The 16,405-nt window shown below is 68.8% G+C and carries 14 protein-coding genes; 10 read left to right on the top strand and 4 right to left on the bottom strand.

Annotated features, from left to right (window positions below; all coding sequences use genetic code 11):
• The first annotated feature begins 3 nt into the window (after positions 1 to 3).
• Together ACXAFN_RS15640 and ACXAFN_RS15635 are read left to right on the top strand one after the other, a co-directional pair.
• Positions 4 to 2,739: an ATP-binding protein gene (locus ACXAFN_RS15640; protein WP_474990103.1), complete on the top strand. Its 2,736-nt coding sequence runs from the start codon at positions 4 to 6 to the stop codon at positions 2,737 to 2,739.
• Positions 2,740 to 2,938: 199 nt separating this feature from the next.
• A complete protein-coding gene (locus ACXAFN_RS15635; RefSeq protein WP_474990101.1) occupies positions 2,939 to 4,912 on the top strand; it encodes a methyl-accepting chemotaxis protein in 1,974 nt (657 codons plus the stop codon).
• 163 nt (positions 4,913 to 5,075) lie between these two features.
• Here the strand turns inward: ACXAFN_RS15635 and ACXAFN_RS15630 are convergent, their stop codons facing one another.
• Positions 5,076 to 5,378 carry an HlyU family transcriptional regulator gene (locus ACXAFN_RS15630; protein WP_474990099.1) on the bottom strand — a complete coding sequence of 101 codons (303 nt, stop codon included), beginning with the start codon at positions 5,376 to 5,378 and terminating at the stop codon, positions 5,076 to 5,078.
• Between the two features lie 248 nt (positions 5,379 to 5,626).
• Entirely contained in the window at positions 5,627 to 6,847 is a 1,221-nt protein-coding gene (locus ACXAFN_RS15625; RefSeq protein ID WP_474990097.1) for an argininosuccinate synthase, read from the bottom strand.
• A 147-nt stretch (positions 6,848 to 6,994) separates the two neighbouring features.
• Between ACXAFN_RS15625 and rnt the strand changes: the two genes are divergently transcribed.
• Positions 6,995 to 7,663 carry a ribonuclease T gene (gene rnt, locus ACXAFN_RS15620; protein ID WP_474990095.1) on the top strand — a complete coding sequence of 223 codons (669 nt, stop codon included), beginning with the start codon at positions 6,995 to 6,997 and terminating at the stop codon, positions 7,661 to 7,663.
• A gap of 121 nt (positions 7,664 to 7,784) precedes the next feature.
• Here rnt and ACXAFN_RS15615 read toward each other — a convergent pair whose 3' ends face one another.
• Positions 7,785 to 8,129 (bottom strand): Grx4 family monothiol glutaredoxin, encoded by a 345-nt coding sequence (locus ACXAFN_RS15615; protein ID WP_474990093.1) that lies wholly within the window; start codon positions 8,127 to 8,129, stop codon positions 7,785 to 7,787.
• 155 nt (positions 8,130 to 8,284) lie between these two features.
• Here ACXAFN_RS15615 and argF point away from each other — a divergent pair, with 155 nt between their 5' ends.
• The 6 genes from argF to ACXAFN_RS15585 all read left to right on the top strand — a co-directional run bounded on the left by argF (position 8,285) and on the right by ACXAFN_RS15585 (position 14,085).
• Complete coding sequence (gene argF / locus ACXAFN_RS15610) at positions 8,285 to 9,205, top strand: ornithine carbamoyltransferase (protein ID WP_474990091.1); 921 nt, start codon at positions 8,285 to 8,287, stop codon at positions 9,203 to 9,205.
• Between the two features lie 376 nt (positions 9,206 to 9,581).
• A complete protein-coding gene (locus tag ACXAFN_RS15605) occupies positions 9,582 to 9,878 on the top strand; it encodes a hypothetical protein (protein WP_474990089.1) in 297 nt (98 codons plus the stop codon).
• A 99-nt stretch (positions 9,879 to 9,977) separates the two neighbouring features.
• Positions 9,978 to 10,892 carry a beta-keto acid cleavage family enzyme gene (locus ACXAFN_RS15600; protein WP_474990087.1) on the top strand — a complete coding sequence of 305 codons (915 nt, stop codon included), beginning with the start codon at positions 9,978 to 9,980 and terminating at the stop codon, positions 10,890 to 10,892.
• Positions 10,889 to 11,845, top strand: a complete 957-nt coding sequence (locus ACXAFN_RS15595) for an L-carnitine dehydrogenase (protein WP_474990085.1) — start codon at positions 10,889 to 10,891, stop codon at positions 11,843 to 11,845. Before ACXAFN_RS15600 ends, ACXAFN_RS15595 begins: the two co-directional genes overlap by 4 nt.
• Positions 11,845 to 12,306: a thioesterase family protein gene (locus tag ACXAFN_RS15590; protein WP_474990083.1), complete on the top strand. Its 462-nt coding sequence runs from the start codon at positions 11,845 to 11,847 to the stop codon at positions 12,304 to 12,306. The genes ACXAFN_RS15595 and ACXAFN_RS15590 overlap by 1 nt, the downstream gene beginning before the upstream one ends.
• Before the next feature lie 168 nt (positions 12,307 to 12,474).
• The gene (locus tag ACXAFN_RS15585; RefSeq protein WP_474990081.1) at positions 12,475 to 14,085 is read left to right on the top strand and encodes a BCCT family transporter; all 1,611 of its coding nucleotides are present in this window, start codon (positions 12,475 to 12,477) and stop codon (positions 14,083 to 14,085) included.
• 136 nt (positions 14,086 to 14,221) lie between these two features.
• Here the strand turns inward: ACXAFN_RS15585 and ACXAFN_RS15580 are convergent, their stop codons facing one another.
• Positions 14,222 to 14,815, bottom strand: coding sequence for a hypothetical protein (locus ACXAFN_RS15580; RefSeq protein ID WP_474990079.1), 594 nt, complete (start codon positions 14,813 to 14,815; stop codon positions 14,222 to 14,224).
• On the opposite strand from ACXAFN_RS15580, the gene ACXAFN_RS15575 reads away from it, so the two are divergent.
• Positions 14,801 to 16,405 (top strand): Fe2+-dependent dioxygenase, encoded by a 1,605-nt coding sequence (locus ACXAFN_RS15575; protein WP_474990077.1) that lies wholly within the window; start codon positions 14,801 to 14,803, stop codon positions 16,403 to 16,405. The genes ACXAFN_RS15580 and ACXAFN_RS15575 overlap by 15 nt on opposite strands.

Here is a 16,405-nt window from a genome sequence, read left to right as displayed (position 1 = left end):
ACCATGCGTAACGAGCTGGCGGTACTGGCCATCGCGTTCGGCTACCTGGCGCTGCTGTTCGTGATCGCCGCCTGGGGCGATCGCCGCGCCGAGCAGGGGCGTTCGATCATCGGCTCGCCCACCATCTATGCCCTGTCGATCGCCGTCTACTGCACCGCCTGGACCTTCTATGGCAGCGTCGGGCGGGCGTCCGAGACCGGGCCCAGCTTCCTGCTGATCTACCTGGGGCCGACGCTCGCCATGCTGCTGGCCCCCTTCGTGACCCGCAAGATGGTGCGCATCGCCGCGGCCCAACGCATCACCTCGATCGCCGACTTCATCAGCGCCCGCTACGGCAAGAGCGCCGGACTCGGCGCCCTGGTGGCCCTGATCGCGCTGATCGGCATCACGCCTTACATCGCCCTGCAGCTCAAGGCGATCACCCTGAGCTACGCGGTGCTGATCGACTACCCCCTGGCGGCCGGCGAGCGCCTCGACGCCGCGCCCTTCTGGGCCGACAAGTCGCTCTGGGTGGCCCTGGTGCTGGCGGTGTTCATCATCCTGTTCGGCACCCGTCACCTGGACGCCAGCGAACGCCACGAGGGCATGGTGGCCGCCATCGCCTTCGAGTCGCTGGTCAAGCTGGCCGCCTTCCTGGCGGTGGGGGCCTTCACCGTCTTCGTGCTCTACCGCGGACCCGGCGAGCTGTTCGCCCGGGTCGCCGAGACGCCGGCGCTGACCGATGCCCTGGGGCTGTCGGCGGTGCCCGGCGGCGCGCTCGGCTGGGTCGGCACCCTGGTGCTGGCCTTCCTGGCCTTCCTCGGCCTGCCCCGCCAATTCCAGGTGATGGTGGTCGAAAACGTCGACGAGCGACACATCACCCGGGCGGCCTGGCTGTTCCCGCTCTATCTGCTGGCGATCAACCTATTCGTGATTCCCATCGCCCTGGCCGGCCTGCTGGGCGACGCCGGCGGCGACCCGGACAGCTTCGTGCTGACCCTGCCGCTGTCCGCCGGCGCTGAGGCCCTGCCGCTGCTGGTGTTCATTGGCGGCCTCTCGGCGGCCACCGGCATGATGATCGTCGAGACCATCGCGCTATCCACCATGGTCAGCAACCAGCTGGTGATGCCGCTGCTGCTGCGCTCGCCCCGGCTGTCGGCCGGGGCCCGGGGGGCGCTCGCCGGCTGGGTGCTCGGCGTGCGCCGCCTGGCGATCCTGGCCATCCTGCTGCTGGGCTACGGCTATCACGCCCTGGTGGGCGATGCCTACAGCCTGGTCACCATCGGCCTGGTGTCCTTCGCCGCCGCCGCCCAGTTCACCCCGGCGCTGCTGATCGGCCTCTACTGGCGCGGCGCCAACCGCCTGGGGGCCGGCCTGGGGCTCGCCGGCGGCTTCGCGGTCTGGGCCTGGACGCTGCTGATCCCGGGCTTCGCCCAGTCCGGCTGGCTCGACGCCGGCTTCCTGGCCCAGGGGCCCTTCGGCCTGGCGTGGCTCAGGCCCTATGCGCTGTTCGGCCTGGAAGGCTGGGACATCTACACCCATTCGCTGCTCTGGAGCCTGATCGCCAACGTCGGCCTGCTGGTCGGCGTCTCGCTGTTCACTCGCCAGTCGCCCCTGGAGCAGACCCAGGCCGCGCTGTTCGCCGAGGCGCTGCACCCCCGGCTCGACCAGGCCTCGCTGCGCCATGGCCAGGCCGGCCAGACGTCGCGCGGCGAGCTCAGCGCCCTGCTCGACCGCTACCTGGGGGCGACCACCACCGCCCGGGTCTTCGCGGATGAGCCCGAGCGGAACGCCGACCAGCCGGCCTCGGCGACCCTGGTGACCCGTGCCGAGCGCGCCCTGGCCGGCGCCCTGGGCAGCGCCTCGGCCCGGGTGCTGATCGACTCGGTGGTGCGCGGCGAGGCCCTCGACCTGCCGGCGCTGCTGAGCATCCTCGACACCACCTCCGAGACCCTGGAGATGAACCGCCGCCTCGCGCAGAAGTCCCGCGAGCTCGAGCGCATCGGTGCCGAGCTTCGCCAGGCTAATGCCCGGCTGCGTGAGCTCGACCGCCTCAAGGACGAGTTCGTGGCCATGGTCAGCCACGAGCTGCGAACGCCGCTGACCTCGATCCGCGCCTTCGCCGAGATCCTGCGCGACCATCGCGACCTGCCCGACGACAGGCGCGAGCACTTCCTCGAGGTGGTGGTGCGCGAGAGCCAGCGGCTGTCGCGACTGATCGAGGAGATCCTCGACCTGGCCCGCCTGGAGAGTGGCCGGATGACGCTGCAACCCGAGCGCCTCGACCTGGCGGCCCTGGCCCGCCACGGCGTGGAGGCGATCCAGCGCCTGCAGGAAGAACGCGGGGTCGCCCTGGAGGTGGCCCTGGAGGTGACCGAGGCGCCGGTGGTCGGCGACCCCGACCGGCTGGAGCAGGTGATCATCAACCTGCTCGACAACGCCGGCAAGTTCGCCGACGGGGCCGCGCCGCGGGTGCGCCTGACGCTGGCGCGCCACAAGCGCAACTACCGGCTGGCCGTGGAGGACAACGGCCCGGGCATCGCCGAGTGCGAGCGCGAGCGGGTATTCGAGAAGTTCCACCAGATCCAGCATCGGGACGACGAGGGCCCCCGGCCACGCCCCCGGGGCAGCGGGCTGGGCCTGCCGATCTCGCGGGGCATCGTCGCCCACCTGGGCGGCCGGCTGTGGGTGGAGGATGCCCCGACGCTGGGTGGCGCCTGCCTGGTGATGGAGCTGCCCGAGGCCCCAGGCGACAGCTGACGGCGCCATCGGGAACGTTCAAGTTACCCTCACCCTGGCCGATAGGCTATCGAGGCCGCGGGGCGCCCCACGGAGACGGCACCCCGCGGCCTCGCATCGGGGTGCGGTCCCCCTTCCCTCCAGGCCTGAAGAAGCTGCCCCGAGCAGAAGCGGCGGAAGCGGGTCGACGGCCCCATCGTCAGCTTATCAAGGGCACACTATGAACTGGCTATCCCGACTCTCCCTGACACAGAAACTGCTCGTCGCGCTGATCATCCCCCTGCTCGTGGCCTGCGCGGCGCTGGGCCTGATCATCAGCACCCAGCTCAACGCCGCCGTGCCGGCCCTGATGAAGGAAGCCGGCGACCGCCAACTCGCCGCACGTGCCGGCGAGATTGGCCAATGGATCGAGGGCTACCACAAATGGCTGAACGGCCTGGCCCGGGACGAGCGGCTCGCCACCATGGACTCGCAGGCGGCACGCCAACGCTGGCTGACGGCGCGCCATACCGGGGAGGCAGCCCTGGAGAGCGTCTTCCTGGCCGATGCCGACGGTGATGTCATCACCAATGGCGGCGATAACGTCAATATTCGCCAACGCGGCTACTTCCAGACCCTGGTGACCGAGGGCAACGCCGATCAGGTGCTGATCGATCCGGCGATCTCCAAGGTCAGTGGCCAGCCAATCGCCATGTTCGCCCAGGCCCTGTTCGACGAGAACGGCCGGCGGGTAGGCGTGCTGGGCGCCCCCTTGAGCATGGACGCGGTCACCGAGATAACCTCCCGCATCTCCATCGGGGAAGGCAGCTACGGGTACCTGCTGGACAGCGACGGTACCATCGTCGCCCACCCCAACACCGAGCTGATCCTGAATGTCGAGGTGACCGACATGGGGCGCTACGGATTCGAGGGCGGCGAGGTCGCCGGTCAGCGCATGCTCGACGAGGCTAGCGGCCATAGCGGCATCATCGCCCCGGACGGTCAAGCCAACACCGTGTTCTGGACCGACGTGCCCGGCACCCAATGGACACTGGCCATGATGGTGCCAGATCGTATATTCACCTCGGTGAGCCGCGAACTGCTGGGCTCGTTGCTGCTCGCCGGCGTGGTGATCCTGGCCGTGTTGCTGGCGATTCTCGGCATCACCGCCCGCCGCGCCTTGGCGCCGATCCGACAGACGGCCATGGCCATGGCCGATATCGCCGAGGGAGAGGGGGACCTGACTCGCCGTCTGGAGATCCGCAGCCGCGACGAGGTCGGCGAACTGGCGATGCAGTTCAACGCCTTCGTGGAACGCATGCAGCGGACCCTGCAGCAGGTCCGCGGCAGCGCCCGTCAGGTACTGGGCGGCGCCAGTGAGATGGCCGACGGCACCCAGGAACTGTCGTCGCGCACCGAGCAGGCGGCCGCCAACCTGCAGGAGACCTCCGCCTCCATGGAGGAGATCCACTCCACCGTGGCGCACACCTCCCAGGCGGCCGAGCAGGCCAATGGCCTGACGCGCAACGCCGACCAGACCGCCGAACACGGCAGCCGGGCCATGCACGAAGTAGAGACCAAGATGGCCGCCATCACCGATTCCGCGGCCAGGATCGGGGAGATCATCGGACTGATCGACTCCATCGCCTTCCAGACCAACATCCTGGCCCTCAATGCCTCGGTGGAGGCCGCCCGGGCCGGCGAACAGGGACGCGGCTTCGCGGTCGTGGCAGACGAGGTCCGCAACCTGGCCAGTCGCTCCGCTGAGGCGGCCCGCGATATCCGCGAGCTGATCGATACCTCGGCGCGCCATACCGAGGAAGGCGATCGGCTGGTCAAGGGAGCCGCCGAACAGATGCAGGCGATCCGCCACAGCATCACCCAGGTCGCCGACGTGATCGCCGAGATCACCGCCGGGGCACGGGAACAGACCACCGGCATCGAACAGGTCAACACCGCCGTGGCGGAGATGGACACCGTCACCCAGCAGAATGCCGGCATGGTCAACCAGAGCGCCGATCTGGCCGAGACCATGCGCGACAACGCTCGGCGGCTGGACGCGTTGATGGGCGAATTCGTCCTCGGCGAGGACGATGTCGTGGCATCGCCGGAAGCGGCCGGCATGCGCCGGGAAGAACTCCCCGCCTCTCGCCAGGCCACCCCGTCCGCGAGGCCCCGGCGGGAAGCCCCTGAGCCCGAGTGGGAGGCGTTCTGAAGCCGACCCGCATGAAACCGCTAGCGCCGCCCAGCGGCGCTAGCCACTCGACGGCACCGTCACTCCGGGCCCGCTCCGCTCTCGATCGCGAACCGGCGACAATGAAAAAACGGCGCCCGCTGGGCGCCGTCGATCGGAGGCGTCGAACCTGACCCGGCGAGGATCAGCGCTCGTCGAAGATGGCGTCGCCCATCTCGTCGATGAAGCGCTCGGCCTTGCTGACCATCAGCGCATCGCAGGCCTCGCGGCCGGGCACCACGTCGGAGCGCTCGAAGCGGTGCTCGAGCATGGCCTCGCCATCACCGCGGGGCTTGCGGATCCAGCCGCTGACGCGACACTGGCCGCCCATGTCCTCGGCCTGGGGCACGATCAGGTAGCCTCGGTATTCCACCGGCTCGCCCTCGGGGGCACCGCCGGGCCTGGCCTCGCCCTGGCCGAACAGGCCGGATAGCAGCTTCTTCAGCATCAGAACTCTCCTGACAGATGACGGAGCCAACCACAACGCCAGGAAACAACGGATTTACGTTGCGAGCGAAGAGACGTTGGCCGCCGCCGGAGCACAGGCACCGCAGTGTAGCCCGCTACATGAGGATTCCGATCGGACCGGCGCCCCGGCACCGCCAGCGGCCAAGATGGCTAGGTTCGTTCCCTACGAACCTACGCATTTCCCACGTCCCTGTGGGTCATCGAGCGCAGCAGTAAATCCGTGTTTCCTTAGTCCTGCTGGCGACCCTTGCCGGCCGCGATGCGCAGACGCAGGGCGTTGAGCTTGATAAAGCCCTCGGCATCCTTCTGGTCGTAGGCGCCAGCGTCGTCCTCGAAGGTGGCGATGGACTCGTCGAACAGCGAGGCGTCGGACTTGCGGCCGGCCACGGTGGCGTTGCCCTTGTAGAGCTTCATGCGCACCACGCCGGAGACGTTCTTCTGGGTCTCGTCGATGGCGGCCTGCAGGGCGCGACGCTCCGGGCTCCACCAGTAGCCGTTGTAGATCACCTCGGCGTACTTGGGCATCAGCTGGTCCTTGAGGTGGGCCTCCTCGCGGTCCAGGGTCAGCGACTCGATGGCACGGTGGGCGCGCAGCATGATGGTGCCCCCCGGGGTCTCGTAGCAGCCGCGGGACTTCATGCCCACGTAGCGGTTCTCGACGATGTCGAGACGACCGATGCCGTTGTCGCCGCCCAGCTGGTTGAGCCTGGAGATCACCTCGTGGGGACGCATCGGCTCGCCGTCGATGGCCACGATGTCGCCGTTGTCGAAGGTCAGCTCGACGTAGGTCGGCTGGTCCGGCGCGGCCTCCGGGGAGACGCTCCAGCGCCACATGTCTTCCTCGGCCTCGGTCCAGGGGTCCTCGAGGTTGCCGCCCTCGTAGGAGATGTGCAGCAGGTTGGCGTCCATGGAGTACGGCGACTTCTTCTTCTGGCTGGTGAAGTCGACCGGGATGTCGTGCTGCTGGCAGTAGGCCATCAGCTTCTCGCGGGAGTTGAGGTCCCACTCGCGCCACGGGGCGATCACCTTGACGCCCGGCTTCAGCGCGTAGGCGCCGAGCTCGAAGCGCACCTGGTCGTTGCCCTTGCCGGTGGCACCGTGGGAGATGGCATCGGCGCCGGTCTGGTTGGCGATCTCGATCAGCCGCTTGGCGATCAGCGGGCGGGCGATGGAGGTGCCGAGCAGGTACTCGCCCTCGTAGATGGTGTTGGCACGGAACATCGGGTAGACGTAGTCACGGGCGAACTCCTCGCGCAGGTCCTCGATGTAGATCTCCTTGACGCCCAGCGCTTCCGCCTTGGCGCGAGCCGGCTCGACTTCTTCGCCCTGGCCGATGTCGGCGGTGAAGGTCACCACTTCGCAGTCGTAGGTCTCCTGCAACCACTTGACGATGACGGATGTGTCCAGGCCGCCGGAATAGGCGAGCACGACCTTCTTGACATCGGACATGCTGGGGCTCCTTTCGATGATCGACGTAAAAGGCCGATTATAGCGCGCCGAGCCCGGCGCGAATACCGGCCCGACGGGACGCGTCGAGCCCGAACTGCTAGACTCTCGCGTTTCGAGACAACCCGTTTCCCGATCAAGGAGAGGTGCATGAGCGAGGTGGCCGCCCGCGAACTCATGGCACAACGCTTCCGCAGTTTCCTGCCCGTGGTGGTGGACCTGGAAACCGGCGGTTTCAATGCCCGGAGCGACGCGATCCTCGAGATCGCCGCCGTGACCCTGACCATGGACCCCGAGGGCAACCTGATGCCCGATGCCACCTACGCCTGCCACGTGACCCCCTTCGAGGGGGCCAACGTCGAGCAGTCCGCCCTGGACTTCACCGGCATCCGCCTCGACGACCCGCTGCGCCAGCAGGTGGCGGTGAACGAGACCGAGGCACTGGGCGAGGTGTTTCGGCCGGTGCGCAAGGCGATCAAGGCCAACGGCTGCACCCGCGCGGTGCTGGTGGGCCACAACGCCGCCTTCGACCACGGCTTCCTGAATGCCGCCGTGGAACGCTGCGGCATCAAGCGCAACCCCTTCCACCCCTTCTCAAGTTTCGACACCGCCTCGCTGGCCGGCCTGGTCTATGGTCAGACCGTGCTGGCCCGCGCCTGTCGCGCCGCCGGCATCGAGTTCGACAACAGCTCGGCCCACTCGGCCCGCTACGATACCGAACGCACCGCCGAGCTGTTCTGCGCCATGGTCAATCGCTACAAGGACCTCGGCGGCTGGCAGCTGGCGCTGCGCGAGCAGGGCATGGACGAGGAGCCCTAAGCTGGAAAGCTGCGCAATCTTGCCAGGCCAAATAGCAAACACCCCCGCAGCATGGCTGCGGGGGTGTTAGTCTTCCAGCTTCAAGCGCCCAGGCGCGAAGCGCCACTCTTCGAGCTTCCGCTCAGCCTTCGGCTTCGTCGTCCTGGTGCTTGGCGGCGGTGTCCTTGATCAGGGTCTCCAGCTCGCCGTTCTGGTACATCTCGACGACGATGTCGCAGCCACCGACCAGCTCGCCCTCGACCCACAACTGCGGGAAGGTCGGCCAGTTGGCGACCTTGGGCAGCTCGGCGCGAATGTCCGGGTTGTCCAGCACGTTGACGAAGGCGAAGCGCTCGCCGCAGGCCATCAGGGCCTGAACGGTCTGGGCGGAGAAGCCGCACTGCGGCAGCTGGGGCGTGCCCTTCATGTAGATCAGGATCGGGTTCTCGCTGATCTGGCGCTGGATGTTCTCGACGGTGGTACTCATCTGCTTCCCCTCTGGATCGGTGGTGGCCGCCGCCCCGCGGGCAATACCCGAGCACGCCGGTCGGCCTTCGATGGGCTCATTGTACGGATGCCGAGCGCGTTGCGCATCCCCCGCCGGCTGGCTAGGATGGTCGTTTTTTCCCGTGGAGCGACGCCATGGCCACCCGCCATTTCCTGACCCTGCTCGACCTCAGTCCGGAAGAACTGCGCTATCTCATCCAACGCGGCATCTCGATCAAGAACGGCCTCAAGACCCATGGCCCGACCTACACGCCGTTCGCCAACCGGACCCTGGCGATGATCTTCGAGAAGTCATCGACCCGCACCCGGGTGTCCTTCGAGACCGCCATGGCGCAGTTCGGCGGCCACGCCCTGTTCCTCTCCCCCCGCGACACCCAACTGGGCCGCGGCGAACCGATCGGCGACACCGCCCGGGTGCTCTCGGAGATGGTCGATGCGGTGATGATCCGCACCTTCTCCCATGAGGGCCTCGAGGCGTTCGCCGCCGCCAGCGAGGTGCCGGTGATCAACGCGCTCACCGACGACTATCACCCCTGCCAGCTGCTGGCCGACGTCATGACCTGGACCGAGCTGCGCGGCAGCGTGCGCGGCCGCACCGCGGTGTGGATCGGCGACGGCAACAACATGTGCCACTCCTGGATCAACGCCGCCCGCCAGTTCGACTTCCAGCTGCGCGTGGTCTGCCCCGAGGGCTACGAGCCCCGCCGGGACATCCTCGACGCCGCCGGCGACCGGGTGACCATCCACCGCGACCCCATGGCCGCCGTGGAAGGCGCCGACCTGGTGACCACCGACGTCTGGGCCTCCATGGGCCAGGAAGAGGAGCAGGCCAAGCGCGAGGCCGACTTCGCCGGCTTCCAGGTCAGCGAGGCGATGCTCGACCGCGCCGCCCACGACGTGCTGTTCCTGCACTGCCTGCCGGCCCACCGCGGCGAGGAGATCAGCGAGACCCTGCTCGAAGACCCCCGCGCCGTGGTCTGGCAGGAGGCCGGCAACCGTCTGCACGCCCAGAAGGCGCTGATCGAGTTCCTGCTGCTGGGCCGCGTCGAGAACTGATCGACCCTCGGCGTGTCCACCCCCGCGACGCCCCGCTCCTCGACGAGCGGGGCGTCGTCGTTTATGCCGTTCTGTCACTTTCTTGACCCTCGGCAACACCCGCCGCACGCCAGGGCAACGGCGGCAAGCCGCCGGGCAGACGCATGAATCCTTCCCTGTAGCGCCCGATGCCTCGGTGCTCTCGCATCCTGCTCCGCTTGCGGGGCCAGTGCTGGCCAGCCCGTTCGGCGCGGAGCTCCTCACCCATGGCATAGGAGCGGCTCTTCGGCTTGCCGCCGGATCAGCCCGGGCCTCACGACTGTCTTCGACCTTGGTCTAACACCTCGCCGCCGGTATAATGCGCCGCAACATCCGACCCCGCGAGGCTCCCTCACCGATGACCACGCCTAATGCCATCGCCCAGCGCAGCCTGCGCCAGTGCCTGTGCAACATGGCCGCCCTGCTCTATCGCCAGGGCCACGTCCTGGAGACCGTCTCCAGCCCCCACCGTGGCCTGGACGCCGGCGCCCTGCGCCGACTGGCCGACGTCGAGCATGAGTGGACGAGCCACCAGCGCACCCTGGAGCGAAGCGAGGCCGCCACCTACAACACCCAGCGACGCTTCGTGCTGACCGACCTGGGCCGCGAGCTGCTGTTCGAGATGTTCGGGGAGGGCGCCGCCGATATCGCCTGAGAGCAACTTGGCGTTTCACGTCAACTCGACGTCGCCTTTGGCACATTTCCCTGCGCCGCCATGGCGGACACTCCCTGCAGGTTTTGCAAGGAGGTCCCCATGAACCGCAACGTCATTCTCACCTGCGCCATCACCGGCGCCGGCGATACCGCCGGCAAGAACCCCAACGTGCCGGTCACGCCCCAGCAGATCGCCGACGACTGCATCGCCGCGGCCAAGGCCGGCGCCAGCGTCGCCCACATCCACGTGCGCGACCCGGAGACCGGCGGCATCAGCCACTCCACCGAGCACTTCCGCGAGGTGATGGACCGGGTCCGCGAGGCGGACACCGACATCGTCATGAACATCACCGCCGGCGGCGGCGGCGACTGGATCCCCGACGCCGAGGACCCGACCCGCGGCGGACCGGGCACCGACATCCAGACCCCGGCCGAGCGCCACGCCCCGGTGGGCGAGCTGCTGCCCGAGCTGTGCACCCTGGACTGCGGCAGCCTGAACTTCGGCGACATGGTCTACGTCAACACCGCCGACTGGCTGCGCGAGCACGCCCGCCTGGTGCAGGCCGCCGGCGTCAAGCCCGAGCTCGAATGCTTCGACCTGGGCCACGTCTGGTTCGCCCGCCAGCTCCAGCAGGAAGGACTGCTCGACGGCGACCCGCTGTTCCAGCTGTGCCTGGGCATCCCCTGGGGCGCCGAGGCCGACCCCGAGACCATGCTGGCGATGCGCAACAAGCTGCCGGACACCGCCAACTGGGCGGCCTTCGGCATCGGCCGCCACCAGATGCCCATGGTCGCCCAGGCCATGCTGCTCGGCGGCCACGCCCGGGTCGGCCTGGAGGACAACCTCTACCTCAGCAAGGGCGTTCCGGCCACCAATGCCAGCCTGGTCGAGAAGGCCTCCGGCATCATCGAAAACCTCGGCGGCCGCGTCATGACGCCGGCCGAGACCCGCGCCCACCTGTCGCTGCGCGATCCCCGCACCGGCCAGACCGTGACCGCCGGAGGTGATTCATGAGCCGCCAACTCTCTGTGATCGGTACCGGCGTCATCGGCAACGGCTGGATCGCCCGCGCCCTCGCCAACGGCTGGGACGTGGTCGCCTTCGATCCGGCCGAAGGCGCCGAGGCACGCACCCGCGCCTTCGTCGCCAATGCCTGGCACTCCCTCGAGAAGGACGGCCTGGCCGAAGGCGCCTCCCCGGAGCGCCTGCGCTTCGCACCGAGCCTCGAGGAGGCCATCGACGGCGCCGACCTGATCCAGGAAAACGTGCCGGAGCGCCTGCCGCTCAAGCAGGAGATCCTGGCCGCCATCGACGCCGCCGCCGACGCTCACGTGGTGATCGGTTCCTCTACCTCGGGCTTCAAGCCGACCGACCTGCAGCGGGACTGCCACAAGGCCCCGGGCCGGGTGATCGTCGCCCACCCCTTCAACCCGGTCTACCTGCTGCCGCTGGTGGAGCTGGTGGGCGGCGAGGCCACCGAGGCCGGCCACACCGAAAAGGCCCAGGCCCTCTACCAGGATCTGGCCATGCGCCCGCTGGTGGTACGCCGCGAGATCGAGGGCCATATCGCCGATCGCCTGATGGAGGCGCTGTGGCGCGAGGCCCTGCACCTGGTCAACGATGGCGTGGCCACCACCGAGGAGATCGACGCCGCGGTGGTCTATGGCTGTGGCCTGCGCTGGTCGCTGATGGGCACCTTCCTGACCTTCCACCTGGCCGGTGGCGAACAGGGCATGCGCCACATGCTCGAGCAGTTCGGCCCGGCGCTGAAGCTGCCGTGGACCAAGCTGGAGGCACCGGAGCTGACCAGTGATCTGATCGACAAGGTCGTCGAGGGCTGCGAATTCCAGGCCGCCGGCCGCCCGGTGGCCGAGCTGGACCGTCGCCGCGATGACTTCCTGGTCGAGCTGCTGGCCCTGACCCGCAAGTACTGGCCCGAGGCCGAGGGCCTCGAAGGACGCATCTGATGGCCCTGCTCGAGCTCCGCGTCGACAGTCGCTGGGTCGACTACAACGGCCACATGAATGACGCCGAATACGCCCGGGTGTTCTCCCTCGGCGTGGAGTCGCTGATGGACGCCATCGGCCTCGACGAGGCCGGTCGGCGCCGCCACGGCTACACGGTCTACACCCTGGAGACCCACCTCTGCTACCGCCGCGAGGCCCATGAGGGGCAGCCGCTGCGGGTAGAGGTCACGCTGCTAGACCGCGACGCCAAGCGCCTGCACGTGTTCTTCGCGATGCATGACGCCGAGGGCACCCTGCTGGCCACCAGCGAGCAGATGCTGATGGGCATCGACAGCGAGGCCGGCCGGCCGGCGCCGTTCCCCGAGGCCATCGAAGCGGCCATCGGCGAGCTGCCGAGAGTCGCCGACGACGCCTGGCCGGAACTGGCCGGACGCCGCATCGGCCTGCCCGCCAAGCGCTGACGCGCTCAGCGCCCTGCCACGCCATCCCGCCCGGCCGTTGCCGGGCGGGCACGGGATCGCCGGCCCGAGGACCGGCCCAAGAGGATAAGGCTTATCGCTTCCCCCACGCCCCCCGACACTCCACCCGGCGACACCGCAGCTCGCGACACCCAAAGCACCGACTACACGGTGACCGAGCTGTCCCAGGCCGGGTTCTTCCGCGGCATGCACAAGGGCATGACCCTCACCTCCGCCGGCCTGGTGCTGGCCTTCGTGCTGTTCACCGGCCTCGGCCCCGGGTTGGCCGGCGAGCTGTTCGGCGCGGTGCGCGCCTGGATCGAGAGCACCTTCAGCGGCTACTACCTGGTGACCGTGATGCTGCTGATCGCGGTGTGCGCCTTCATCGTGGTCAGCCGCCACGGCAGCATCCGCCTCGGCGCCGACGACAGCCGACCCGAGTTCAGCAACTTCGCCTGGTTCTCGATGCTGTTCTCCGCCGGCATCGGCATCGGCATCCTGTTCTTCGGCGTCGCCGAACCGGTGTTCTACCTCGACAACAGCGGCGCCTTCGGCTACCCCAACAACCCGCATGCGGACATGGCCGGCGCTACCGCCCTCGGCCACGAGCGCGCCATCGATGCCCTGCGGGTCTCGGTCTTCCACTGGGGCCTGCACGGCTGGGCCATCTACGTGATCGTCGGCATGTCGCTGGCCTACTTCGCCTACCGCAGGGGGCTGCCGCTGGCCCTGCGCTCCGCCCTCTATCCGTTCATCGGCGAGCGCATCTACGGGCCCATCGGCCACCTGGTCGACATCCTCGGCGTGCTCGGCTGCGTGTTCGGGGTCGCCACCTCGCTCGGGCTCGGCGTCAGCCAGATGGCCGTGGGCCTGGAGCGCCTGGCGGGCATCAGCGCCGGCCTCGACACCCAACTGGTGCTGATCGCCGTGATCTCGCTGGTCTCGATCCTCTCGGTGGTGTCCGGCGTCCAGCGCGGCATCAAGCTCATCTCCGAGCTCAACATCTGGGTCTCGGTATTGGTGGTCGGCGCCTTCCTGCTGGGCGGGCCTACCCTGTGGCTGATCAGCGCCTTCGGCGAGACCCTGGTCGACTACGCCGCCAACTTCATCCCCATGGGCCTGTGGTACGCCGATGAACCGGGGCCGGCCGCCTGGCAGCAGGCCTGGACCATCTTCTACTGGGGCTGGTGGCTGGCCTGGGCGCCGTTCGTCGGGCTGTTCATCGCCCGCATCTCCCGCGGCCGTACCCTGCGCGAGTTCGTGCTCGGCGTGCTGCTGGTGCCGACGCTGATCATCTTCGTGTGGCTGGTGATCTTCGGCGGCAGCGCCCTCTACCAGGAACTGCATGCCGCGGGCGGCCCCGGCAGCGCCGGCATCATCGAACTGGTCAACGCCTGGAACCTGCCGGCCGCGCTGTTCGCCAGCGCCGACGGCATCGCCGGCACCGGGGCGCTGGGCTGGCTGCTCTCGGCCATGATGGTGTTCCTGCTGATGAGCTGGTTCGTGACCTCCTCGGACTCCGGCACCCTGGTGCTGACCACCATCCTGTCGCTGGGCAACGACGAGCCGCCGCAGCGCTTCCGCGTCTTCTGGGGCGTAGTGATCGGCCTGGTGGCCGCGGTGCTGCTGGTCGCCGGTGGCCTCAAGGCCCTGCAGACCGCGCTGATCGCCGCCGCCCTGCCGCTCAGCGGGGTGATCCTGATCATGACCGCCGGCGTGCTGGTCTCGCTGCTGCGGGAATCGCGTCACTCGCCGTCGACGGCTCCTCGCGGAGGACGATAGCGGCGACGCGCCACCGCTCGGCGTGGGGCGGGCCGGGCTGACAGCCCGCCGTCCCGGCGCCACGCACGACGAGGCCCGATCCGGCCATGCCGGATCGGGCCTCTTCATGGGCGGAACGTCGCCCGGTGGGCGTCGCTCAGTACTGGCCGAGCCCGGCCTCGAGCTTGAACAACCCGGCGGAGAGCTCGCCCGGCGTGGCCACCGGGGTCTCGGGCGCCACCGGCGAGGGCCAGGCCTCGAGCAGCGACTCGTAGGCCGCCAGCAGCTCGCCGTAGCTCTCGTCGTCGTACAGCTCGGCATGGCGTTCGAGGGTGGCCTTGGCGGTCATCACGAAGCCCAGGCTGTCCTGATACTCGACCACGTTGACGAACTGGCCGTCGTCGATCGATTCGTCGTACTCGTGCATCGCCTGACGCAGCAGCGCCAGCTGGACGCGGCTCTGGAAGGCCACATCGTCGCGCAGCTCGGCGTCGACATCCTGCATGGCGGTGTCGATGGCGGCCATGGCGGCGCCATAGGCCTCGGCATGGCCGCCCCAGTCGCCGCCCTCGCGGGTCTCGTCGATCAGCGCTTCCAGGATGCCCTCGAAGTCCTCGACACCGCGTGCCTCGAAGGCCGGTTCCAGGGCCTCGTAGTGCTCGTGAATGGGGTGACCGAAGTGCGGCTGGGCGGCGGTCTGTTCGCCGGCCTGATAGAGCGCACGGGCGACGACCAGATGACCCTGCATCATGGCCAGATTCGTGGTGTAGACGCCGGGGTTGCTGGCATCGACGCCATGGCCGCCTTCGCCGCCTTCACCGCCTTCGCCGCCTTCACCGCCTTCGCCGCCTTCGCCACCTTCACCGCCTTCGCCACCTTCACCGCCTTCGCCGCCTTCACCGCCGGCCGACGCATTCAGGTAAGCGAACACGGCGTAAGGATCGGCCGCGGAGCCGGCTTCACCGCCCTCGCCACCTTCACCGCCTTCACCGCCTTCACCGCCTTCACCGCCTTCACCGCCTTCACCGCCTTCACCGCCTTCACCGCCTTCACCGCCTTCACCGCCGTCGTCGTGATGGTGGCCGGCTTCACCGCCGTCATGGTGGCCGGCTTCGCCGCCCTCGCCACCTTCACCACCTTCACCGCCGTCATGGTGGCCGGCTTCGCCGCCCTCGCCACCTTCACCACCTTCGCCGCCGTCGTGGTGGCCGGCTTCACCGCCCTCGCCACCTTCACCGCCTTCGCCGCCGTCGTGGTGGCCGGCTTCACCGCCCTCGCCACCTTCGCCACCTTCGCCACCTTCGCCACCTTCACCGCCTTCACCGCCGTCGTCGTGGTAGTGGGCGCCTTCGCCGCCCTCACCGCCGTGATCGGCATGCGCCAGCATCGGGCTGGCGGTCCCCTGGGTGAATTCGGCGGATGCCTCGCCGTCGGCGAACGCGGCCGAGCCGGTGCCCAGCAACACGCTGGTACCGACACCGACCCAGAGCTTGGTACGAGTGGAATGGGACATGCTGACTTCCTTCTTGTGATGGCCATGACCAGGACACGTGGCCGCCTAGCCGTTGTGTTTGCCCGGTTAGATTGCCGGCGTCGGCGGATCAATGCAAACGATTCACAATCCTCTATAATCGACGCTTCATTCTCGCTCGCCAGGAGTGCGCTCGTGATCCTCTGCATCGACCAGGCCATCCCCCCCGAACTCTTGACCCGCGTCCGCGCCACCCTGGCCGAGAGCGACTTTCGCGACGGTCGCGAGACCGCCGGCTGGCACGCTCGCACGGTCAAGCAGAACGAGCAGGCCGACGGCCGACGGCCCGAGATCGCCGAGCGACGCCAGGCCCTCGCCAAGGCCCTGCAGGCCAACCCGCTGTTCCAGATGGCCGCGCGCCCGAAGCGCATGAAACCCTTGATGTTCAGCCGCTACCGGAAGGGCATGAGCTACGGCAACCACGTCGACGATGCGGTAATGGCCACACCCCAGGGCGCCATGCGGACCGACCTCTCGTTCACGCTGTTTCTCAACGCCCCGGAGGAGTACGACGGCGGCGAGCTGCTGGTGGACTCCACCGCCGGCGAGCAGACCTACAAGCTGCCCGCCGGGGCGCTGATCCTCTATCCCTCCTCGACCCTGCACCGGGTCGAGCCGGTCACCCGCGGCGAGCGCCTGGCGGCGGTGGGCTGGGTACAGAGCCAGGTCCGCGACCCGCAGCAGCGCGAGGTCCTCTTCGATCTGGATACCACCCGGCGCCAGGAATTCGACGCCAACGGCAAGACCCGCACCTTCGACATGCTGTCGAAGAGCCTGGCGAATCTGCTGCGGATGTGGGCCGACATCTGA

The organism is Halomonas sp. ABH4_019, from assembly GCF_056159885.1.
The sequence above is the reverse complement of the archived record's forward strand: the minus strand, read 5'-3'. Positions and strand labels throughout refer to the sequence as shown.

Coding starts and splice junctions, on each gene's coding strand:
- ACXAFN_RS15575 (WP_474990077.1), top strand. CDS start 14,801: ATGACCCTGCATCATGGCCAGATTCGTGGTGTAGACGCCGGGGTTGCT.
- ACXAFN_RS15640 (WP_474990103.1), top strand. CDS start 4: ATGCGTAACGAGCTGGCGGTACTGGCCATCGCGTTCGGCTACCTGGCG.
- rnt (WP_474990095.1), top strand. CDS start 6,995: ATGAGCGAGGTGGCCGCCCGCGAACTCATGGCACAACGCTTCCGCAGT.
- argF (WP_474990091.1), top strand. CDS start 8,285: ATGGCCACCCGCCATTTCCTGACCCTGCTCGACCTCAGTCCGGAAGAA.
- ACXAFN_RS15580 (WP_474990079.1), bottom strand. CDS start 14,815: ATGATGCAGGGTCATCTGGTCGTCGCCCGTGCGCTCTATCAGGCCGGC.
- ACXAFN_RS15600 (WP_474990087.1), top strand. CDS start 9,978: ATGAACCGCAACGTCATTCTCACCTGCGCCATCACCGGCGCCGGCGAT.
- ACXAFN_RS15605 (WP_474990089.1), top strand. CDS start 9,582: ATGACCACGCCTAATGCCATCGCCCAGCGCAGCCTGCGCCAGTGCCTG.
- ACXAFN_RS15625 (WP_474990097.1), bottom strand. CDS start 6,847: ATGTCCGATGTCAAGAAGGTCGTGCTCGCCTATTCCGGCGGCCTGGAC.
- ACXAFN_RS15595 (WP_474990085.1), top strand. CDS start 10,889: ATGAGCCGCCAACTCTCTGTGATCGGTACCGGCGTCATCGGCAACGGC.
- ACXAFN_RS15635 (WP_474990101.1), top strand. CDS start 2,939: ATGAACTGGCTATCCCGACTCTCCCTGACACAGAAACTGCTCGTCGCG.
- ACXAFN_RS15615 (WP_474990093.1), bottom strand. CDS start 8,129: ATGAGTACCACCGTCGAGAACATCCAGCGCCAGATCAGCGAGAACCCG.
- ACXAFN_RS15630 (WP_474990099.1), bottom strand. CDS start 5,378: ATGCTGAAGAAGCTGCTATCCGGCCTGTTCGGCCAGGGCGAGGCCAGG.
- ACXAFN_RS15590 (WP_474990083.1), top strand. CDS start 11,845: ATGGCCCTGCTCGAGCTCCGCGTCGACAGTCGCTGGGTCGACTACAAC.